General features: G+C 71.3%; 20 protein-coding genes. 17 read left to right on the forward strand and 3 right to left on the reverse strand.

What is annotated here, in order from left to right:
- Window positions 1–90 precede the first annotated feature (90 nt).
- The 4 genes from paaB to paaE are packed head-to-tail and all read left to right on the forward strand — an operon-like array spanning window position 91 to window position 2,720.
- On the forward strand, window positions 91–378 hold the full coding sequence (gene paaB, locus AB0B20_RS26065; protein ID WP_357386949.1) for a 1,2-phenylacetyl-CoA epoxidase subunit PaaB: 288 nt from the start codon (window positions 91–93) through the stop codon (window positions 376–378).
- Window positions 375–1,094 carry a 1,2-phenylacetyl-CoA epoxidase subunit PaaC gene (gene paaC / locus AB0B20_RS26070; RefSeq protein WP_357386888.1) on the forward strand — a complete coding sequence of 240 codons (720 nt, stop codon included), beginning with the start codon at window positions 375–377 and terminating at the stop codon, window positions 1,092–1,094. The genes paaB and paaC overlap by 4 nt, the downstream gene beginning before the upstream one ends.
- A gap of 40 nt (window positions 1,095–1,134) precedes the next feature.
- A complete protein-coding gene (gene paaD, locus AB0B20_RS26075) occupies window positions 1,135–1,611 on the forward strand; it encodes a 1,2-phenylacetyl-CoA epoxidase subunit PaaD (protein WP_357386890.1) in 477 nt (158 codons plus the stop codon).
- Window positions 1,608–2,720, forward strand: a complete 1,113-nt coding sequence (gene paaE / locus AB0B20_RS26080; RefSeq protein ID WP_357386892.1) for a 1,2-phenylacetyl-CoA epoxidase subunit PaaE — start codon at window positions 1,608–1,610, stop codon at window positions 2,718–2,720. The genes paaD and paaE overlap by 4 nt, the downstream gene beginning before the upstream one ends.
- 12 nt (window positions 2,721–2,732) lie before the next feature.
- Here paaE and AB0B20_RS26085 read toward each other — a convergent pair whose 3' ends face one another.
- From AB0B20_RS26085 to AB0B20_RS26095, 3 genes are all read right to left on the reverse strand, one after another.
- On the reverse strand, window positions 2,733–3,383 hold the full coding sequence (locus tag AB0B20_RS26085; RefSeq protein WP_357386894.1) for a hypothetical protein: 651 nt from the start codon (window positions 3,381–3,383) through the stop codon (window positions 2,733–2,735).
- 155 nt (window positions 3,384–3,538) lie between these two features.
- Entirely contained in the window at window positions 3,539–4,066 is a 528-nt protein-coding gene (locus AB0B20_RS26090; protein ID WP_357386896.1) for a hypothetical protein, read from the reverse strand.
- A gap of 34 nt (window positions 4,067–4,100) precedes the next feature.
- Entirely contained in the window at window positions 4,101–4,496 is a 396-nt protein-coding gene (locus AB0B20_RS26095) for a hypothetical protein (protein WP_357386898.1), read from the reverse strand.
- A 178-nt stretch (window positions 4,497–4,674) separates the two neighbouring features.
- Between AB0B20_RS26095 and mqnC the strand changes: the two genes are divergently transcribed.
- The 13 genes from mqnC to nuoH all read left to right on the forward strand — a co-directional run bounded on the left by mqnC (window position 4,675) and on the right by nuoH (window position 19,523).
- On the forward strand, window positions 4,675–5,865 hold the full coding sequence (gene mqnC / locus AB0B20_RS26100) for a cyclic dehypoxanthinyl futalosine synthase (RefSeq protein ID WP_030500766.1): 1,191 nt from the start codon (window positions 4,675–4,677) through the stop codon (window positions 5,863–5,865).
- A gap of 422 nt (window positions 5,866–6,287) precedes the next feature.
- Window positions 6,288–7,553 (forward strand): cell wall anchor protein, encoded by a 1,266-nt coding sequence (locus tag AB0B20_RS26105; RefSeq protein WP_357474260.1) that lies wholly within the window; start codon window positions 6,288–6,290, stop codon window positions 7,551–7,553.
- A gap of 97 nt (window positions 7,554–7,650) precedes the next feature.
- Entirely contained in the window at window positions 7,651–8,361 is a 711-nt protein-coding gene (locus AB0B20_RS26110; protein WP_357474263.1) for a demethylmenaquinone methyltransferase, read from the forward strand.
- Between the two features lie 74 nt (window positions 8,362–8,435).
- A complete protein-coding gene (locus AB0B20_RS26115; RefSeq protein WP_357386904.1) occupies window positions 8,436–8,654 on the forward strand; it encodes a hypothetical protein in 219 nt (72 codons plus the stop codon).
- A gap of 134 nt (window positions 8,655–8,788) precedes the next feature.
- A complete protein-coding gene (locus AB0B20_RS26120; RefSeq protein WP_357474266.1) occupies window positions 8,789–10,063 on the forward strand; it encodes a geranylgeranyl reductase family protein in 1,275 nt (424 codons plus the stop codon).
- A 119-nt stretch (window positions 10,064–10,182) separates the two neighbouring features.
- Window positions 10,183–10,548: an NADH-quinone oxidoreductase subunit A gene (locus tag AB0B20_RS26125; protein ID WP_013283601.1), complete on the forward strand. Its 366-nt coding sequence runs from the start codon at window positions 10,183–10,185 to the stop codon at window positions 10,546–10,548.
- An 11-nt stretch (window positions 10,549–10,559) separates the two neighbouring features.
- Entirely contained in the window at window positions 10,560–11,240 is a 681-nt protein-coding gene (locus tag AB0B20_RS26130; RefSeq protein WP_013283602.1) for an NADH-quinone oxidoreductase subunit B, read from the forward strand.
- On the forward strand, window positions 11,237–11,965 hold the full coding sequence (locus AB0B20_RS26135; RefSeq protein WP_357386909.1) for an NADH-quinone oxidoreductase subunit C: 729 nt from the start codon (window positions 11,237–11,239) through the stop codon (window positions 11,963–11,965). Before AB0B20_RS26130 ends, AB0B20_RS26135 begins: the two co-directional genes overlap by 4 nt.
- Window positions 11,962–13,287, forward strand: a complete 1,326-nt coding sequence (locus AB0B20_RS26140) for an NADH-quinone oxidoreductase subunit D (protein ID WP_357386911.1) — start codon at window positions 11,962–11,964, stop codon at window positions 13,285–13,287. The genes AB0B20_RS26135 and AB0B20_RS26140 overlap by 4 nt, the downstream gene beginning before the upstream one ends.
- The gene (nuoE, locus tag AB0B20_RS26145; RefSeq protein ID WP_357386912.1) at window positions 13,284–14,417 is read left to right on the forward strand and encodes an NADH-quinone oxidoreductase subunit NuoE; all 1,134 of its coding nucleotides are present in this window, start codon (window positions 13,284–13,286) and stop codon (window positions 14,415–14,417) included. The genes AB0B20_RS26140 and nuoE overlap by 4 nt, the downstream gene beginning before the upstream one ends.
- Window positions 14,414–15,730 (forward strand): NADH-quinone oxidoreductase subunit NuoF, encoded by a 1,317-nt coding sequence (nuoF, locus tag AB0B20_RS26150; protein ID WP_357386914.1) that lies wholly within the window; start codon window positions 14,414–14,416, stop codon window positions 15,728–15,730. Before nuoE ends, nuoF begins: the two co-directional genes overlap by 4 nt.
- Window positions 15,730–18,171 carry an NADH-quinone oxidoreductase subunit G gene (locus AB0B20_RS26155; RefSeq protein ID WP_357386916.1) on the forward strand — a complete coding sequence of 814 codons (2,442 nt, stop codon included), beginning with the start codon at window positions 15,730–15,732 and terminating at the stop codon, window positions 18,169–18,171. Before nuoF ends, AB0B20_RS26155 begins: the two co-directional genes overlap by 1 nt.
- Complete coding sequence (gene nuoH / locus AB0B20_RS26160; protein WP_357386918.1) at window positions 18,168–19,523, forward strand: NADH-quinone oxidoreductase subunit NuoH; 1,356 nt, start codon at window positions 18,168–18,170, stop codon at window positions 19,521–19,523. The genes AB0B20_RS26155 and nuoH overlap by 4 nt, the downstream gene beginning before the upstream one ends.

Here is a 19,523-nt window from a genome sequence, read left to right on the forward strand (position 1 = left end):
GAGGGCCGTGAGGGCATGCCCGTTCGGCTCGGCATGAGCGAACGCACCGAGCGAAGCGAGGGCCGTGAGGGCATGCCCGGTCAGTCCGGCATGAGCAGCCAGTCATCTCCCCTGTGGGAGGTGTTCGTGCGGGCCCGCCGTGGCCTGTCGCACACCCACGTCGGCAGCCTGCACGCCCCCGACGCCGAGCTGGCCCTGCGCAACGCGCGGGATCTCTACACCCGCCGCCAGGAGGGCGTCTCCATCTGGGTGGTGCCGGCGAGCGCGATCACCGCGTCCAGCCCCGACGAGAAGGACGCCTTCTTCGACCCGGCCGCCGACAAGGTCTACCGCCACCCGACGTTCTACGAGGTCCCCGAAGGGGCTGCCCACCTATGAGTTTCGACTTCACGCTCGCCATCGGCGACGACGCGCTCATCGCCGCGCAGCGCCTCGGTGAGTGGACCTCCCGCGCTCCCGAGATGGAGGAGGACATCGCGCTGGCGAACATCGCCCTCGACCAGCTCGGCGCGGCGCGGCTGCTGCTCACGTACGCGGGCGAGCTGGAGGGCGCCGGCCGGGACGAGGACGCCCTGGCCTACCTGCGCGACGACCGCGAGTTCCGCAACTGCCTGCTGGTCGAGCTGCCGAACGGCGACTTCGGCGTGACCATGGCGAAACTGTTCTTCCTGGCCGCGTACCAGGTGCCGCTCTACACGGCGCTGGCCGGCTGCGCGGACGAGCGGCTGGCGGCGGTCGGGGCGAAGGCGCGCAAGGAGTCGGCGTACCACCTGGACCACGCCGCGCTGTGGGTGAAGCGGCTCGGCGACGGCACCGAGGAGTCGCACCGGCGCATGCAGGACGCGGTCGACCAGGTGTGGCCGTACGTCCACGAGCTGTTCGACCCGTCCCCGGCGGCGCCGGTCGACCCGGCCGGCCTCCGGGCCGACTTCGACGCCACGGTGACGGCGGTGCTGGACGAGGCCACGCTCACCCGCCCGGAGACGGGCTGGACGCCGGGTGGCGGCCGGGACGGCCTGCACACCGAACACCTCTCCTACCTGCTCGCCGAGATGCAGGTGCTGCACCGCGCCCACCCCGGAGCCGACTGGTGAGCGCGAGGCGAGCGGCGGAGCGGAGCCCGGAGTGGCACTGGTGAGTGAGGCGAGGGCGGCCGCGGCGGCGGTGGTGGACCCGGAGATCCGGGTCATCACCATCGACGAGCTGGGCATCCTGCGCGCGGTCGACGAGGAGCCGGACACCGGCCGGGTCGTCGTCACCATCACCCCCACCTACACCGGCTGCCCGGCCATGGACGTGATCCGGGCGGACATCCGCCGGGCGCTGGCCGCCGCCGGGCACCCGGACGCCGAGGTCCGTACCGTCTACCACCCGGCGTGGAGCACCGACTGGATCTCCGACACCGGCCGGGCCAAGCTGGCCGCCGCCGGCATCGCCCCGCCCGCGCCGCGCGGTGAGGGCACGGTGGTGCCGTTGACGCTGGCCGTACGCTGCCCGCGCTGCGGGTCGCCGGAGACCAGCCAGATCAGCCGCTTCGGCTCCACCGCGTGCAAGGCGCTGTGGCGTTGCCGTTCCTGTTCCGAACCCTTCGACCACCTGAAGGCGCTGTGACTGTCACCATCACCCGGCCGGTGCGCCGCCGGCCGGTCTTCCACCCGTTGCCCGTGGCCGCCGTGGACCGGCTCACCGACGACTCGGTGTCGATCACGTTCGCCGTGCCCGAGGAGCTGCGCGAGACGTTCGCGTTCTCCGCCGGGCAGCACCTCACCGTCCGCCGCCCGGCCGAGGGCGACGGCGGGGAGGTGCGGCGGTCGTACTCGATCTGCTCCACCCCGGACGAGCTGGCCCGGCACGGCCGGGTGCGGATCGGGGTGCGTGAGGTCCCGGGCGGGGCGTTCTCCGCCTTCGCCTGCGGCGCGCTGCGGGGCGGCGACACCGTCGAGGTGCTGCCGCCGCTGGGGCACTTCACCTCCGCGTTCACCCCGGACCGGGCCCGCCGGTACGGCGCGGTGGTCGCCGGTTCCGGCATCACCCCGGTGCTCGGGCTGGCCGCGACCGCGCTGGCGACCGAGCCGCGCAGCACGTTCACGCTGGTGTACGGCAACCGCACGGCGAACTCGGTGATGTTCGCCGAGGAGCTGGCCGACCTGAAGGACCGCTATCCGACCCGGCTGCACCTGGTGCACGTGCTGTCCCGGGAGATGGGCGAGTCGGCGTTGCTGTCGGGGCGGATCGACGCCGACCGGCTGACCCGGCTGCTCGACACTCTCGTCCCCGGCGACGAGATCGAGGAGTGGTTCCTCTGCGGCCCGTACGGCATGGTGGTGGACGCCAAGGCGGTGCTGGCGGGCCGCGGCGTGCCGGACGCGGCGGTGCGCACCGAGCTGTTCCACGTCGACGCGCCGCCGGAGCCGGTCCGCCGCGAGGCCGACCGGCCCGGGTCCGGCACCGACGTGACGATCGTGCTGGACGGCCGCTCGTCGAGTTTCACGATGGGCCGGGACGAGCGGGTGCTCGACGCGGCGCTGCGGGTGCGCGGCGAGTTGCCGTACGCCTGCAAGGGCGGCGTCTGCTCGACCTGCCGGGCGAAGGTGACGGCGGGTGAGGTGACGATGGCGCGCAACTACGCGCTGGAGCCGGACGAGGTGGCCGCCGGTTACGTGCTGACCTGCCAGTCCAGCCCGGTCACCGACGAGTTGACCGTCGACTACGACGCGTAGCGGCGTCGCCGGTCAGAACACCACGGGCGGTGCCGTGGCGGCGCGGCCACGGGCCCGGCTGACGTGGCCGCGCCACCCGCCGACCAGCGTGAGCAGGGTCCATCCCGCCGCACCGAGCACGAGCATGGCCCGCTTTCCGTCCGGGTCCACGTCCCGCTCGTCGGCCAGCTCCACCTCGCCCCGAGGGTCGACGACCACCGTCAGCCGCTGGCCGACCCGGTAGCCGGGGGAGCTGCCCCGGTAGACCAACGGCTCGTCGAGCCGGCCGGTGTCGCCCTGGAGGACGAACTCGTGCCGCTTGCCGACGGTCTCCACGTCGGTGATGGTCACCTGCTGGGCGACGCCGCGTTCCCGGAGGACCGACTCCGGCGCGAGCTGCACGGTGCCCACCAGCACGAACAGCGCCGGCAGCACCGACAGGAGGGTCAGCCACCAGCCCCGGTGCAGCAGGCGCAGGCCGACCGCGAAGGCGAGGCAGCCGGCCAGGGCGACGGAGATCGGCACGGCGATCGGCAGTCCCACGGTGAGGTGGCCGACCACCGCGCTGACCGCGATCACGGCGAGGCCGAAGCCGACGAGCACGGCGGTCATGGTGAGGGACCAGAGGGCGGATCGGGCACCGGCCACGCGTACGGGAGCGGGTGAGGGCGATACGACTGACACGCCGAGAGCGTAGACGCGGCCTGCCACGTCCATTTCTTGTCCGAACGGTTCGGACAGCGGTAACCTTCAACTGCCAGGGGCACTAGCCCCGTGGAAGTGGACCCGGCAGCCTTCCGGACGGTGGGTGAGCCGGGTCTCGCGCTGTCTGCGCCTCGTCAGACCTGTCGCGACTCACTGATCATGCGGCGGATGGAGTCCTTCCAGCGCCCGCCTTTGGCCCAGCACCAGGCCAACGCGTCGGGAACGGCCAGCAGACACTCCTCGTGGGCGCGTAGCTGGTCGTACCGCAGCCTTCCGTCCACCCCACACTTCCTGACCTGCTCGAAGAGCAGGCGCTGATCGGCCTGGAAGGTCGAGTCGTCGCGTTCCAGGACGAGGCGGGCAGCCCCGATCTTCGCCGTGTGCTCCACCAGAGAGACGAGGCAGGCTTCGCGAGCGACCCGGGCGTTGCGATGGTCCTTCGCGTCGAAGATGACAGCGTGCGCGGAGAGCGCGAGAAACCCGTCGACGATCTGACGGCGCCGGTCGTCTCTCTCCTTGTGGAAGTGGATGCGGCGTTGGCCGGGCAGGATGAGATCCCGAATCGACCGGCGTGCAGCGTTCAGGTCGGCCGGGTGCATGACCACGGCGGCGACGAGTAGCCCTCGCTCCTTGGTCTCGTCGACGAAGACGTGCGCGGTCATGGGACGAGGCTCTCCTGTCGCTGCTCGGACCCGGTCAGGCGTTGACGATTTCCCTGATGCGGTCGAGCTTCTGCCGGGCGGTCAGGCCGGCGGGGTTCTTGGTGCCGATGACGTCCAGCTCCGCTCGGACGTCACAGTCGTCCGGCTGAAGGATTGCATCGATCACACGTGCTCGGGGGCCGCCGTCCCGGACGTAGATCCAGACCGTCTGCGACTGCCGTGGCTCGGTGTTGAGCGCCGCGTCGAGCCGGTGGGAAGGGAAGAAACCGAGGCCGGTCGCCCTGAGCGTGTCGGCGATCTCGGCCAGGACCCAGCGGCCGAGCTTGCGGTAGCCCAACTCGTCTCGCAACTCGCCGAGGGTTGCTTCCGTTAGTCCTCCGTCCGCTCGGCAACGGGCCGCGATGCCTGGAGCGGTGTCCGTCTCGCTCACGTCCCACCCCAATGCGTCGATGGATGTCGAACAAGATGATGCGAGATGCTCAACATCTTGTCAACGAACCAACGATGTTTTATTTCGATCTTGAGGATATTTTTGGGGAAGCGCGTTCGGCTCACACCGGAGGGCCCAGTACGGCGGCATCCACCGGTCGCGACGTACGCTCGGGGATGTGACGGCGAACCGGGAGATCGACGACATCCTGCAACGCGGCGCGGACGGCGGGCGCATCACGCCCGAGGAGGCGCTGCTGCTCTACACCGACGCGCCCTTCCACGCGCTGGGCGAGGCGGCCGACGCGGTACGGCGGCGCCGCTACCCGGACAACATCGTCACCTACCTCATCGATCGCAACATCAACTACACGAACGTCTGCGTGACGGCGTGCAAGTTCTGCGCGTTCTACCGGGCCCCCAAGCACAAGGAGGGCTGGACCCACCCGACCGAGGAGATCCTGCGCCGCTGCGGTGAGGCGGTCGAGCTGGGTGCCACCCAGGTCATGCTCCAGGGCGGGCACCACCCGGACTACGGCGTCGAGTACTACGAGGAGCTGTTCTCCTCGGTCAAGAAGGCGTACCCGCAGCTCGCCATCCACTCGATCGGCCCGAGCGAGATCCTGCACATGGCGAAGGTCTCCGGCGTGAGCCTGGACGAGGCCATCGCCCGGATCAAGGCCGCCGGCCTGGACTCGATCGCCGGTGCCGGCGCCGAGATGTTGCCGGACCGGCCGCGGAAGGCGATCGCGCCGCTGAAGGAGTCCGGCGCCCGCTGGCTGGAGGTCATGGAGCTGGCGCACCGGCAGGGCCTGGAGTCGACGGCCACCATGATGATGGGCACCGGCGAGACGAACGCCGAGCGCATCGAGCACCTGCGGATGATCCGCGACGTGCAGGACCGCACCGGCGGCTTCCGGGCCTTCATCCCGTGGACGTACCAGCCGGAGAACAACCACCTGAAGGGCCGCACCCAGGCGACGACGCTGGAATACCTGCGGCTGGTCGCGGTGGCCCGCCTGTTCTTCGAGACGGTGCCGCACCTCCAGGCGTCCTGGCTGACCACCGGCAAGGACGTCGGGCAGCTCGCGCTGCACATGGGCGTGGACGACCTCGGCTCGATCATGCTGGAGGAGAACGTCATCTCCTCGGCCGGCGCCCGGCACCGGTCCAACCTGCACGAGCTGATCGGCATGATCCGGTCGGCCGACCGGATCCCGGCCCAGCGGGACACGCTCTACAACCGGCTGGCGGTACACCACACGCCCGCCGACGACCCGAGCGACGACCGCGTGGTCTCGCACTTCTCGTCGATCGCGCTGCCCGGCGGCGGGGCCGGGAAGTCGCTGCCGCTGGTGGAGGTCAACTGACCCGGTTCCGCCGTTCGGCCGGTCGGGGTCCGTCGTGCGGCCGGAGGTCCGCCCGTTTCCGGTGAAGCTTCGGCCCGGGGTCTTCACCCGCGTGATCACCGGCGGCTAGCCTGCCCGCGACACCACCGATCCGGGCCGCGAGCAGGCAGGTAACAGGTCGGCGGCGACCCGGGCGAGCGCGGCCCGGTGAGCCGGCGACGCCATTACGCTTGCGGCGTCGTCGGGGACCGTCGTCCTCCATCGGCCCATGAGGGCCGTTCACATAACGCACCGCGGCAGGGGCGGGATGGGTGACCATCCCGCCCCTGCCGTCTGCCGGTATCGATGGGAATTCCCACCTCCGGGTCCTGGCGTCACGACGCGTCGCTCCGGTACCGTCCGTTCGTTCGGCGTGATCACGCCTCCCTATCCCCGGGGGAACAATGACCTTCCGCTACCGGTCCACGCTGGCCCGCGCCGGCGTCGTGGCCCTGCTCTCCACCGCCGGTCTCGGCGCGCTCGCCGGCCCGGCGCAGGCCGCCGACGAGGCCGACCTCCAGCTCATCCCGCTCAGCTACCACCTCGCCAAGGGCGTCAGCGAGGCGAAGGCCAAGCCGTTCAAGTTCCAGGTGAACAACACCGTCGGGACCGTGGACGCGAAGGACGTCCGGGTCACCGTCGAGACGAACGGCCTCAAGACCGGCAAGGTCGGCGTGCTGGTCCCGGCCGGTTGCGACATCCGGGGGACCGCCTTCTCCTGCCTGCTCGGTGACCTGCCCGCCGGCACCTCCGAGGACTTCGGCATCCCGCTGTTCGCCAAGGGCGGCAAGGGCGCGGCCGGCACGCTCACGGTCTCGATCAGCGCGGGCAAGAGCACCAGGGTGCTGGACGAGATCGAGCACGACATCACCGTCACCGAGCCGGGCTACGACCTCACCACCTGGGTGCAGGACGTGTACGCCGACGTGGTGGTCGACGGCGACGACGCGGGCGAGCCGGGCCTGCGCCCGGTCCGGCCGGGCGGGACCGCGCCGCTGGACTGGGCCGTGTTCAACGACGGCAGCAAGCGTGCCACCGGCATCGCGTACGGGATCGGCCTGCCGGCCGGAGTCACCTTCGCGAAGCTGCCCGAGGGCTGCGTGGAGCAGAACCTGGGCGGTGTCCTCAACGCGTACTGCGAGGACGCGGGCGCGGTCCTCAAGCCGGGCCAGTACTACACCGCCGACGTCCGGGTGACTGTCGGCGCGGACGTGACCGAGAAGCTGCTCCGGCCCGGGATCGTCTGGGCCAAGGGCCTCGACGGCGCCGCCGGTGCGGCCGAGGAGGAGCCGCGCGTCGCCAGCTCGGCGCAGCGGCGGGCGTTCGCCGAGACCGACGACGGTGACAACACCGCGCTGTTCGACGTCTTCGTCGACCAGAGCCCGCCGTCGAGCCCGACCCCGAGCCCGTCGCCGACCGCCCAGCCGACCTCGTCGCCGACCGCCGGGCCGACGCCGACCGGCGGCGCGACGGCGGTGCCGACCCCGACCGCGGGTGGTGGCACGGGTGGTGGCACGGGTGACGGTGGCCTGCCGGTGACCGGTATGCAGATCGGCCTGATCGGCGGGACCGGCGCGGCGGTGCTCGCGGCCGGTGCGGCGCTGATGATGCTGTCCCGCCGCCGCAAGGTGGTCCTGGTCACTCCGGACGAGGAGCGCGCCGGCGACTGACCGGAGCAGCGATGACGGCAGGGCGGGGTGGGCGACCACCCCGCCCTGCCGCGTACCCGGGGGGAGGCGGGCGGCGCGCGGCTGGCAGAGTGGAGGGGTGAGCCGTACCCCGCAGGGCCAGCGCGCCAGCCTGGACAAGCAGCCGCACGAGGTCGCCGCGATGTTCGACGACGTCGCGGCCCGCTACGACCTGACGAACACAGTGCTCTCCTTCGGGCAGGACCGGTCCTGGCGGCGGGCCACCCGGGCGGCGCTCGGGCTGCGGCCGGGCGAGCGGGTGCTGGACGTGGGCGCGGGCACCGGTGTGTCGACCGAGGAGCTGGCCCACTCCGGGGCGTACGCGGTCGGTGCCGACCTGTCGCTGGGCATGCTGCACGCCGGCAAGCGCACGCGTCCGTCGGTGCCGCTGCTGGCCGGGGACGCGCTGCGGTTGCCGTTCGCCGACGCCAGCTTCGACGCGGTGACCATCTCCTTCGCGCTGCGCAACGTCAACGACACCGACGCGGCGCTGGCCGAGCTGGCCCGGGTGACCCGGCCGGGCGGGCGGCTGGTGGTGTGCGAGTTCAGCACGCCGGTCAACCCGGCGTTCCGCACCGTCTACCTGTCGTACCTGATGCGGTCCTTGCCGGCGGTGGCCCGCGCCGTGTCGAGCAACCCGGACGCCTACGTCTACCTGGCCGAGTCGATCCGGGCCTGGCCGGACCAGGCGGCGCTGGCCGGGCGGATCGCGGCGGCCGGCTGGGGCCGGGTGGCGTGGCGCAACCTGACCGGCGGCGTCGTGGCGCTGCACCGGGCAGTCCGAAACTGACAGTCCGGCCACCACTGGCCATCCATTTCGTAAATATCCGATTCTGGTCTACTTTGTCCCGTAGGCTCGCCTCCATGACGGGACCGGACCAGGCCGCCACCGACGACGACGCCGCCGAGCTGATCGCGCAGCTCCGCGAGCTGGCCGGCGCGGATCCCGCCGATGTCCGCCAGGTCGTCGCCGAGGTGCTCGCCGCGCTGGACCGGGCCGCCGGTGGCGCGTTGCGCGACCACCTGCCCGACGCGATCCGCCTCGACGCCGGGCTGGGACCGGCCGCGCAGGCCCGTCCGTGACCGCTCTCGACGCTCTTACCGGCGCGTTTCCGCCAAGTTAGGCCCCCCTCAGCGCGTACTGGTGTAACGCCGGTCATAGACTCCATCCGGATCGGCTTGTGAAGCATTTCACGAGCATGCGGGAGGAGGCGCGGATGACCGCGGTGGAGAACGACGCCGACGTCATCGTCGTGGGCGCCGGTCCCGGAGGATCGGCCACGGCGTACCACCTGGCGCGGCACGGCGTACGCGTGCTGCTGCTGGAGAAGACGGAGTTTCCCCGGGAGAAGGTCTGCGGCGACGGGCTCACGCCCCGCGCCGTACGGCAGTTGATCCGGATGGGCGTGGACACCTCGCCCGAGGCCGGCTGGCTGCACAACAAGGGCCTGCGGGTGATCGGCGGCGGGGTACGCCTGGAGCTGGACTGGCCCGACCTGGCCAGCTTCCCCAACTACGGCCTGGTGCGGACCCGGCTCGACTTCGACGACCTGCTCGCCCAGCGGGCGGTCGCCGCCGGGGCGAAGCTGCGCACCAGCGTCAACGTCCTCGGGCCGGTGCTCGGCGCCGACGACCGGGTGATCGGCGTGCAGGCCGAGGTCGGCCCGGAAAAGGAACCGGCCACCTTCCACGCGCCGCTCGTGGTCGCCGCCGACGGCGTCTCCGGCCGCTTCCCGCTCGCCCTCGGGCTGACCAAGCGGGAGGACCGCCCGATCGGCGTGGCGGTCCGCCGCTACTACCGCTCACCCGCCAAGCACGACGACGACTACCTGGAGTCCTGGCTGGAGCTTCGGGCCAAGGGCAGCGACGCGTTGCTGCCCGGCTACGGCTGGATCTTCGGCCTCGGCGACGGCCGGGTGAACGTCGGCCTGGGTGTGCTCAACTCCTCCTCGGCGTTCGGCAAGACGAACTACCGCAAGCTGCTCACCGACTGGCTCGCGAACACCCCCGAGGACTGGGGGATGACCGACGAGTCCAACGCGGAGGGTCCGACCCTCGGCGCCGCGCTGCCGATGGGCTTCAACCGGGTCCCGCACTACACCCGCGGCGTGCTGCTTGCCGGTGACTCCGGCGGCATGGTCAACCCGTTCAACGGCGAGGGCATCGCGTACGCGATGGAGTCGGGCGAGATGGCCGCGGAGGTCCTGGTGCAGGCGCTGGCCCGCCCGGCCGGCGCGGAGCGCGAGCGGGCGCTGATGGCGTACCCGCAGGAGCTGAAGGCCCGCTTCGGCGGCTACTACCGGCTCGGCGGCGTCTTCGTGAAGCTCATCGGCCGCCCCGAGATCATGCGGATGGCGACCAAGCACGGCATGCCGCACCCGATGCTCATGCGGTTCGTGCTCAAGCTGCTGGCCAACCTGACCGACCCGCGCGGCGGGGACGCGATGGACCGGGTCATCAACGCGATGACGAAGGTGGCCCCGGCCGTGTAGGAGACCACCGACCACGAGCCGGACAGAGATCGACCCCCCGACGACCGAGGTCTCAGGGACGTGAATAGTGTGATTTTGGCCAACCACCGAGGTCAGGGAAGGACGAGCAGGGGACAACGATGACGCTCTCTCCTTACGCACCCATCATCGGGCTGTTCGCCCTCGCTGCGGCGTTCGCGCTGTTCTCCGTGGCCGCTGCCCGACTCGCCGGCCCGCGGCGTCTGAACAAGGCCAAGCTCGAGGCATACGAGTGTGGCATCGAGCCGAGCCCGCAGCCGGTCGGCGGCGGCCGGTTCCCGATCAAGTTCTACCTGACGGCGATGCTCTTCATCGTCTTCGACATCGAGATCATCTTCCTCTACCCCTGGGCGGTCTCCTTCGACGCCCTGCCGATCTTCGGCTTCGTGGAGATGGTCCTGTTCATCGTCGCGGTCTTCGTCGCCTACGCCTATGTCTGGCGGCGCGGCGGCCTGGACTGGGACTGAGGAGGTAGCAGATGGGCATCGAGGAGAAACTCCCCTCCGGCGTCCTGCTCACCAGCGTCGAGAAGCTGGTCAACTGGACGCGGAAGACCTCGGTCTGGGGCGCCACGTTCGGTCTGGCCTGCTGCGCCATCGAGATGATGGCGGCGGGCGGCCCGCACTACGACATGGGCCGCTGGGGCATGGAGGTCTTCCGCGCCTCGCCCCGCCAGGCGGACCTGATGATCGTGGCCGGCCGGGTGAGCCAGAAGATGGCCCCGGTCCTGCGCCAGATCTACGACCAGATGGCCGAGCCCCGCTGGGTCATCTCGATGGGCGTCTGCGCCAGCAGCGGCGGCATGTTCAACAACTACGCCATCGTGCAGGGCGTCGACCACGTCGTACCGGTCGACATGTACCTCCCCGGCTGCCCGCCCCGGCCGGAGATGCTCATCGACGCGGTGCTCAAGCTGCGCGAGAAGATCATGCACGAGCCGCTGGGCCCGAACGGCCGCAAGATGCTTGAGGCCCGCCAGGCGCGCGGCGACGTGCCGGTGGTGCCGTACGGCTCGATGCCCTCGTCGTACCGCAGCGACAAGGCCCGCCGTGCCGAGTGGACGAAGGCGGTCCGCGAGGGGCGCGAGGAGCAGCTGCGGATCGAGAACTGGATGAAGGCGCAGAACCACCTTCAGGCGTCGCATAGGGGCCCGAAATGAGCAACGACAAGACCAACGACGGCGGGGTGCCGGTACCCACCACCCCGGTCGGCGCCAGCTCCACCGCACCGGCCGAGTACCCGCCGGCCAGCCCGGCCGGCCGGGGCATGTTCGGCAACCAGGGCACCGGCGACGTCTCCGGCTACGGCGGCCTGGTCCGCCAGCGCAAGCCGATCGAGGAGGCGACCCGGCCGTACGGCAGCTACTTCGACGAGGTGCGGGACGCGCTGGAGGAGGCGTACCCCGACTTCGGCGACGCGATCGAGAAGGTCGTGGTCGACCGGGGTGAGCTGACCCTGCACGTCCGCCCGGAGCGGATCGCCGAGGTCTGCCAGGTGATGCGCGACGACCTCGCGCTGCGCTTCGAGCTGCTCTCCTCGGTGTCCGGTGTGGACTACCTGGGCGCGGAGCGCCGCCTGCACGTGGTCTACCAGCTGACCTCGATGACCTACCGCCGCATGGTCCGGCTGGAGGTGGCGGTCTCCGCCGAGGACCCGCACGTCCCGAGCGTCACCGCCGTCTACCCGACCGCCGACTGGCAGGAGCGGGAGGCGTACGACATGTTCGGCGTCGTCTTCGACGGCCACCCCAACCTGACCCGGATCCTGATGCCGGACGACTGGGAGGGCCACCCGCAGCGCAAGGACTACCCGCTGGGCGGCGTCCCCGTCGAGTACAAGGGTGCGGAGATTCCCCCGCCGGACCGTAGGAGGTCGTACCAATGACCACGTCGAACTACGCGACCGAGCGCGAGACGACCGAGGGCAAGGTCTTCACCGTCACCGGCGGGGACTGGGACGAGGTCGTCTCCGGCACGGACCCGATCAACGACGAGCGGATCGTCGTCAACATGGGTCCGCAGCACCCGTCCACCCACGGCGTGCTCCGGCTGGTCCTGGAGCTGGAGGGCGAGACGGTCCGCGAGGCCCGCTCGGTCGTCGGCTACCTGCACACCGGCATCGAGAAGAACCTGGAGTACCGCAACTGGGTCCAGGGCTCGACGTTCGTGACCCGGATGGACTACCTCTCGCCGCTGTTCAACGAGACGGCGTACGCGCTCGCGGTGGAGAAGCTGCTCGGCATCACCGACGACATCACCGAGCGGGCCACCACCATCCGCGTGCTGATGATGGAGCTCAACCGGGTCTCGTCGCACCTGGTCTGGCTGGCGACCACCGCCATGGAGCTGGGCGCGATCAACATGATGCTGTACGGCTTCCGCGAGCGGGAGTACGTCCTCGACATCTTCGAGACCATCACCGGCCTGCGGATGAACCACGCGTACGTGCGGCCGGGCGGTGTCGCGCAGGACGTGCCGGACGACGCGATCCGCAAGATCCGCGACTTCCTGACGCTGATGCCGAAGCGGCTCAAGGAGTACGAGAACCTGCTCTCCGGCCAGCCGATCTGGCTGGAGCGCACGCAGCAGGTGGCGGTGCTCGACGTGACCGCCTGCATGGCGCTCGGCGTCACCGGCCCGGTGCTGCGCAGCGCCGGCCTCGCCTGGGACCTGCGCAAGACCATGCCGTACTGCGGTTACGAGACGTACGAGTTCGACGTGCCGACCCACACCGACGGTGACGTGTGGGGCCGCTACCTGGTCCGGGTGGCCGAGATCCGCGAGTCGCTGAAGCTGATCGAGCAGGCGCTGGACCGCCTGAAGCCCGGCCCGGTGATGGTCTCCGACAAGAAGATCGCCTGGCCGGCGCAGCTCGCCATCGGCGTGGACGGCATGGGTAACTCGCTGGAGCACGTCGCCAAGATCATGGGTCAGTCGATGGAATCGCTGATCCACCACTTCAAGCTCGTCACCGAGGGCTTCCGGGTTCCGCCGGGCCAGGTGTACGTCGGCATCGAGTCGCCCCGCGGCGAGCTGGGCGTGCACGCGGTGTCCGACGGCGGCACCCGGCCCTACCGGGTGCACTACCGGGAGCCGAGCTTCGTCAACCTCCAGGCCCTCCCGGCGATGGCCGAGGGCGGCCTGATCGCCGACGTGATCGCCGGCGGCGCCTCGCTGGACCCCGTGATGGGTGGTTGTGACCGATGAGCACGTTCACTGAAGAGACCCGGCTCCGGGCGCGGGAGATCATCGCCCGGTACCCGGCGGACCGGTCCCGCTCGGCGCTGCTGCCGCTGCTGCACCTGGTCCAGTCGGAGGAGGGCTACGTCTCCCCGGCCGGTGTCGAGTTCTGCGCGGAGGTGCTCGGGCTCAACAAGGCCCAGGTCGGCGCCGTCGCCACCTTCTACACCATGTACAAGCGCAAGCCCACCGGTGACTACCTGGTCAGCGTCTGCACCAACACCATGTGCGACGTGCTCGGCGGGCAGAAGGTCTACGACACCCTGGCCGAGCACCTCGGCGTCGGGCACGAGGAGACCACCGCCGACGGGAAGATCACCCTGGAGCACGCCGAGTGCCTGGCGGCGTGCGACTACGGCCCGGTCATGACCGTCAACTACGACTTCTTCGACAACGTGGAGCCGCAGGCCGCGCTCGACGTGGTCGAGGAGCTGCGCGCCGGTGGCCGTCCGATGCCCACCCGGGGCGCGCGGCTGTGCACGCTCAAGGAGATGGCCGTCCAGCTCGCCGGTTTCGCCGACGAGCGCGAGGGCGCGGTGGCCGACGGCGGGCCGGGCGAGCCGAGCCTGCGCGGTCTGCGCCTGGCCGAGCAGCACGGCGTCTCGGTGCCGGGCTTCGACCCGAAGACGCCGATCCGCAGCAAGGCCGAGGCCGACCGGGCCGCCGCCGAGGCGAAGGCGAAGGCCGAGAAGCCGGCCCCGGCGCCCGAGCCGGTCAAGTTGGCACCCGCCGGCAACTCGGGCGCGGGTGAGGCGGCCGAGCCGGAGGCGGCCACCGGCAGCACCGCGCCGGACGTGAAGGCCCCGGACGACAAGTCGCCGCAGGTGCGTACCGCCGAGACCCGGCAGCCGGACGCGGGCACCGCGGTGCCGGACGCGCCCGGCACCAAGGTCCCGGTGGACGGCCCGGCCCCGGCGTCGCGCGACGCGCAGGCGGCGGAGGCGGCCGGCGCGGCGGCGAACCCGCCGGCCGGCGACGGCAAGCCCGCCGGCGACGCGGCCGGCGCGCAGGAGCGCAACCTCAAGGAAGCGGAATCCGGTACGGGCGCGGGCGGCGCCGACCCGGCGGACGCGAACGGATCGGGGGTCCGCAAGTGACCACTCCTCGGCCGGAGACGCTGGCCAAGCTCACGCCGGTGCTCACCAAGCGCTGGCTGTCGCCGGACGCCTGGCGGCTCGGCACCTACGAGAAGCTGGACGGCTACGCCGCCCTGCGCAAGGCGCTCAAGGCGCACCCGGACGACCTGATCCAGCTGATCAAGGACTCCGGGCTGCGCGGCCGGGGCGGCGCGGGCTTCCCGACCGGTCTCAAGTGGGGTTTCATCCCGCAGGGCGACGGCAAGCCGCACTACCTGGTGGTGAACGCCGACGAGGGCGAGCCGGGCACCTGCAAGGACCTGCCGCTGATGACCTACGACCCGCACTCGCTGGTCGAGGGCGTCATCATCGCCTCGTACGCGATCCGGGCCAACCGGGCGTACATCTACATCCGTGGTGAGGCGGTCCACGCCGCCCGGCGGCTGCGCAGCGCGGTCGCCGAGGCGTACGCCAAGGGTTACCTCGGCCGGAACGTCCTCGGCTCGGGCTTCGACCTGGACCTGGTGGTGCACTCGGGCGCCGGGGCGTACATCTGCGGTGAGGAGACCGCGCTGCTGGACTCGCTGGAGGGCTTCCGGGGCCAGCCCCGGCTGCGCCCGCCGTTCCCGGCGACCCACGGCCTGTACGCCAGCCCGACGGTGGTCAACAACGTCGGCACCATCGCCAGCGTGCCGTACATCGTGCTCGGTGGCGCGGACTGGTGGAAGACGATGGGCACGGAGAAGTCGTCCGGCCCGATGATCTACTCGCTGTCCGGCCGGATCGCCAACCCGGGCCAGTACGAGTGCTCGATGGGCATCACGCTGCGCGAGCTGATCGAGCTGGCCGGCGGCATGAAGCCCGGGCACAACCTGAAGTTCTGGACCCCGGGTGGCTCGTCGACGCCGCTGCTGACCGCCGAGCACCTGGACGTGCCGCTGGACTTCGAGGGGGTGGCGGGCGCCGGTTCGATCCTGGGCACCACCGCCACGCAGATCTTCTCCGACCAGGACTGCCCGGTGTACGCGACCTACCGGTGGCTGGAGTTCTACCACCACGAGTCGTGCGGCAAGTGCACCCCGTGCCGGGAGGGCAACTACTGGATGGTCCGGGTCTACCGGCGCATCCTGGCCGGCCAGGGCACCCACGAGGACCTGGACACCCTGCTCGACACCTGCGACAACATCCTCGGCCGTTCGTTCTGCGGTCTGGGTGACGGCGCGACCAGCTCGGTCACCTCGTCGCTGAAGTACTTCAAGCAGGACTACCTCGACTACATCGAGGGACGTACCGCTCCGAAGCTCTCCGACAAGCAGCTGGTTGGAGCTCACTGATGACCGACGTAGCCAAGCAGACCGAGACCGTCACGCTGACCATCGACGGCGTCGAGGTCACCGCGCCCAAGGGTGCGCTGCTGATCCGCGTCGCCGAGCAGCTCGGCACCGAGATCCCGCGCTTCTGCGACCACCCGCTGCTGGCCCCGGCCGGCGCCTGCCGGCAGTGCCTGGTGGAGGTGGAGGGCCAGCGCAAGCCGGTCGCCTCCTGCACCCAGACCGTCGCCGACGGCATGGTGGTGCGGACGCAGCTCACCTCCCCGGTCGCCAAGAAGGCCCAGGAGGGGGTGATGGAGCTGCTGCTCCTCAACCACCCCCTGGACTGCCCGATGTGCGACAAGGGCGGCGAGTGCCCGCTGCAGAACCAGGCGATGTCCACCGGCCGGACCGACTCGCGGTTCCACGAGCACAAGCGGGAGTACCCGAAGCCGCTGCCGATCAGCACCCAGGTGCTGCTCGACCGCGAGCGTTGCGTGCTCTGCCAGCGGTGCACCCGGTTCTCCGAGGAGATCGCCGGCGACAAGTTCATCGACCTGATGGGACGCTCCTCGCACGAGGAGATCAACATCTACCGGGACGAGGAGTACGGCGAGGACGGCGACGCCGGTGACGTCCCGTTCAACTCGTACTTCTCCGGCAACACCGTGCAGATCTGCCCGGTGGGCGCGCTGACCGGCGCCCAGTACCGGTTCCGGGCCCGCCCGTTCGACCTGGTCTCCACGCCCAGCGTCTGCGAGCACTGCTCGGCCGGCTGCGCCCAGCGCACCGACTGGCGGCGCGGCAAGGTGCTGCGCCGGCTGGCCGGCGACGACCCGGCGGTGAACGAGGAGTGGAACTGCGACAAGGGCCGCTGGGGCTTCCAGTACACCCGCGCGTTCGACCGGATCAGCACGCCGATGGTGCGCGACGAGAAGACCGGTGAGCTGCGCGAGGCGTCCTGGAGCGAGGCGCTGACCCGGGCCGCCGAGGGGCTGCGCGCGGCCCGCGACGGCGCGACCGGCACGGCGGTACTGACCGGCGGCCGGCTCACCGTCGAGGACGCCTACGCGTACGCGAAGTTCGCCCGTATCGCGCTGCACACCAACGACATCGACTTCCGGGCCCGCCCGGTCTCCCGCGAGGAGGCCGACTTCCTGGCCAGCAGCGTCGCCGGGGTCACCGACGTGACCTACACGGACGTGGAGAACGCGCCCGCGGTGGTGCTCGTCGGCCTGGAGCCGGAGGAGGAGTGCCCGATCCTCTTCCTGCGGCTGCGCAAGGCGTACCTGAAGAAGAAGCTCACCGTGTACGCGATCGCGCCGTTCGCCACCCGGGGCCTGGAGAAGCTCGGGGCGAAGCTGGCCCGCGTGGTGCCCGGCGAGGAGGCCGGCGTGCTGGCCGAGCACGCCACTGTGGCCGAGGCGCTGGGGAAGCCCGGCGCGATCCTGATCGTCGGCGAGCGCCTGGCCGAGGTGCCGGGCGGGCTGTCGGCGGCGGCGGACGTCGCCCGGCGTACCGGTGCCCGGCTGGTCTGGGTGCCGCGGCGCGCGGGTGACCGCGGCGCTGTCGACGCGGGCTGCCTGCCCAACCTGCTCCCCGGCGGCCGTGTGGTCACCGAGCCGGCCGCGCGCGCGGAGCTGGGCGAGGCGTGGGACATCCCGGCCGGGGTGATCCCGAGCCAGGCCGGCCGCGACACCGACGGCATCCTCACCGCCGCCGCGAACGGCCAGATCGGCGCCCTGGTGGTGGCCGGGGTCGACCCGGCCGACCTGGCCGACCCGCGCCTGGCCGAGTCCGCACTGGACGCGGTGCCGTTCCTGGTCAGCCTGGAACTGCGGATGAGCGCGGTGTCCCGCCGGGCCGACGTGGTCCTGCCGGTCGCGCCCGTGGTCGAGAAGGCCGGCAGCTTCCTGGACTGGGAGGGCCGGCTGCGCACGTTCGAGAAGGTGCTGGACACCGGCGCGATGACCGACGCCCGCATCCTCGACGCGCTCGCCGCGCAGCTCGACGTGCGGCTGGGCACCGGCGACGTGCCGAGCATCCGGCGCGAGCTGGGCGCGCTGCCGCGCACCCGGATCGAGCGGCCGTCGGCGCCCTCGGTCGAGCCGGCCGCCGTGCGCGAGCCCGGACCGGGCGAGGCGGTGCTCGCGACCTGGCACCAGTTGATCGACCTGGGCAGCCTCACCGACGGCGACGAGCACCTCGCCGGCACCGCCCGCCCGCCGGTGGTCCGGCTGGGCAAGGGCACCGCCGAGGCGCTGGGCGTGGCCGACGGTGACCCGGTCACGGTGGGCACCGACCGCGGCGCGATCACGCTGCCGGCGGCGATCACCGAGATGCCCGACGGCGTCGTCTGGCTGCCGACCAACTCACCCGGCTCCACCGTGCGGCGCGGCCTCGGCGCGACGTCCGGCGACGTGGTGAGCGTCTCCGCAGGCGGGAACGAAAGGTGGGTGCAGTGAACCCCGTCATCCTCGCGGCGCAGGACCCGACGCTTGCCGACTTCGGCAAGGACCCGTGGTGGCTGGTCCTCGGCAAGATCCTGTTCGCGTTCGTCGTCGCCGTGGCGGCCACGCTGCTCGGCGTCTGGTTCGAGCGCCGGGTCGTGGGCCGCATGGCGGTGCGGCCCGGCCCCAACCAGGCCGGCCCGTTCGGTCTGCTCCAGACGCTCGCCGACGGCGTGAAGCTGGCCTTCAAGGAGGACATCCTCCCGCGCAAGGCCGACAAGGTCGTCTACTTCTTCGCCCCGGTGATCTCGGTGGTCTGCGCGGTCACCGCGCTGTCGGTGATCCCGTTCGGGCCGATGGTGAGCATCTTCGGGCACCGGACGCCGCTGCAGGTCACCGACGTGTCGGTGGCGGTGCTCGTGGTGCTGGCCTTCTCCTCGCTCGCCGTGTACGGCATCGTGCTCGGCGGCTGGGCCAGTGGCTCCACGTACCCGCTGCTCGGCGGCCTGCGCTCGGCGGCCCAGCTGGTCTCGTACGAGGTCACCATGGGCCTGAGCGTGGTCGCGGTCTTCATGACCGCCGGCACCATGTCGACGAGCGGGATCGTCGCCGCGCAGGGCGACGGCACCCGGTTGAGCATCGGCGGCTTCGACCTCGCCGCACCGGGCTGGTACGCGATCCTGCTGCTGCCCAGCTTCATCATGTTCTTCATCGCCATCGTCGGTGAGACGAACCGGGCGCCGTTCGACCTGCCCGAGGCGGAGTCGGAGCTGGTGGCCGGTTTCCAGACCGAGTACAGCTCGCTGAAGTTCGCGCTGTTCATGCTCAGCGAGTACGTCGCGATGGTGACCATGTCGGCGTTCACCGTGACGCTCTTCCTCGGCGGCTGGCACGCGCCGTGGCCGATCACGATCTGGTCGGGCGCCAACGAGGGCTGGTGGCCGATGCTGTGGTTCTTCGGCAAGGTCATCATGCTGGTGTTCGTCTTCGTCTGGCTGCGCGGCACGCTGCCGCGGCTCCGGTACGACCAGTTCATGCGCTTCGGCTGGAAGGTGCTGCTGCCGCTGAACCTGGTCTGGATCATGGTGCTCGCCGGGCTGCGCTCGATCGAGGACTGGCAGACCCGGGACCGGCTGCTCGTCACCGCCGTCGGCGCGGGCGTGCTGCTGCTGATCACGCTCTTCTGGCCGTCGCGGAAGAAGGAGCCGAAGCCGTCGCTCCAGGAGCAGGCGGACACCCGGCCGTACGGCAGCTTCCCGCTGCCGCCGATGGATCTTCAGGTTCCGCCGAGCCCGCGTACCAAGCGCGTGCTCGCCGAGCGGGAGCCGGCCAACGTCGTCGCCGGCCCGGACTCCAGGGAGGTGTGA

Source organism: Micromonospora sp. NPDC049151 (assembly GCF_040648395.1).
Taxonomy (GTDB): Bacteria; Actinomycetota; Actinomycetes; order Mycobacteriales; family Micromonosporaceae; genus Micromonospora.

Bases quoted from the DNA above. Each gene is read 5' to 3' on its own strand.
- AB0B20_RS26140 (WP_357386911.1), top strand. From the start codon at position 11,962: ATGACCACGTCGAACTACGCGACCGAGCGCGAGACGACCGAGGGCAAG.
- AB0B20_RS26155 (WP_357386916.1), top strand. From the start codon at position 15,730: ATGACCGACGTAGCCAAGCAGACCGAGACCGTCACGCTGACCATCGAC.
- paaB (WP_357386949.1), top strand. From the start codon at position 91: ATGAGCAGCCAGTCATCTCCCCTGTGGGAGGTGTTCGTGCGGGCCCGC.
- AB0B20_RS26090 (WP_357386896.1), bottom strand. From the start codon at position 4,066: ATGACCGCGCACGTCTTCGTCGACGAGACCAAGGAGCGAGGGCTACTC.
- AB0B20_RS26120 (WP_357474266.1), top strand. From the start codon at position 8,789: ATGACCGCGGTGGAGAACGACGCCGACGTCATCGTCGTGGGCGCCGGT.
- AB0B20_RS26115 (WP_357386904.1), top strand. From the start codon at position 8,436: ATGACGGGACCGGACCAGGCCGCCACCGACGACGACGCCGCCGAGCTG.
- AB0B20_RS26105 (WP_357474260.1), top strand. From the start codon at position 6,288: ATGACCTTCCGCTACCGGTCCACGCTGGCCCGCGCCGGCGTCGTGGCC.
- AB0B20_RS26125 (WP_013283601.1), top strand. From the start codon at position 10,183: ATGACGCTCTCTCCTTACGCACCCATCATCGGGCTGTTCGCCCTCGCT.
- paaC (WP_357386888.1), top strand. From the start codon at position 375: ATGAGTTTCGACTTCACGCTCGCCATCGGCGACGACGCGCTCATCGCC.
- AB0B20_RS26135 (WP_357386909.1), top strand. From the start codon at position 11,237: ATGAGCAACGACAAGACCAACGACGGCGGGGTGCCGGTACCCACCACC.
- AB0B20_RS26130 (WP_013283602.1), top strand. From the start codon at position 10,560: ATGGGCATCGAGGAGAAACTCCCCTCCGGCGTCCTGCTCACCAGCGTC.
- nuoE (WP_357386912.1), top strand. From the start codon at position 13,284: ATGAGCACGTTCACTGAAGAGACCCGGCTCCGGGCGCGGGAGATCATC.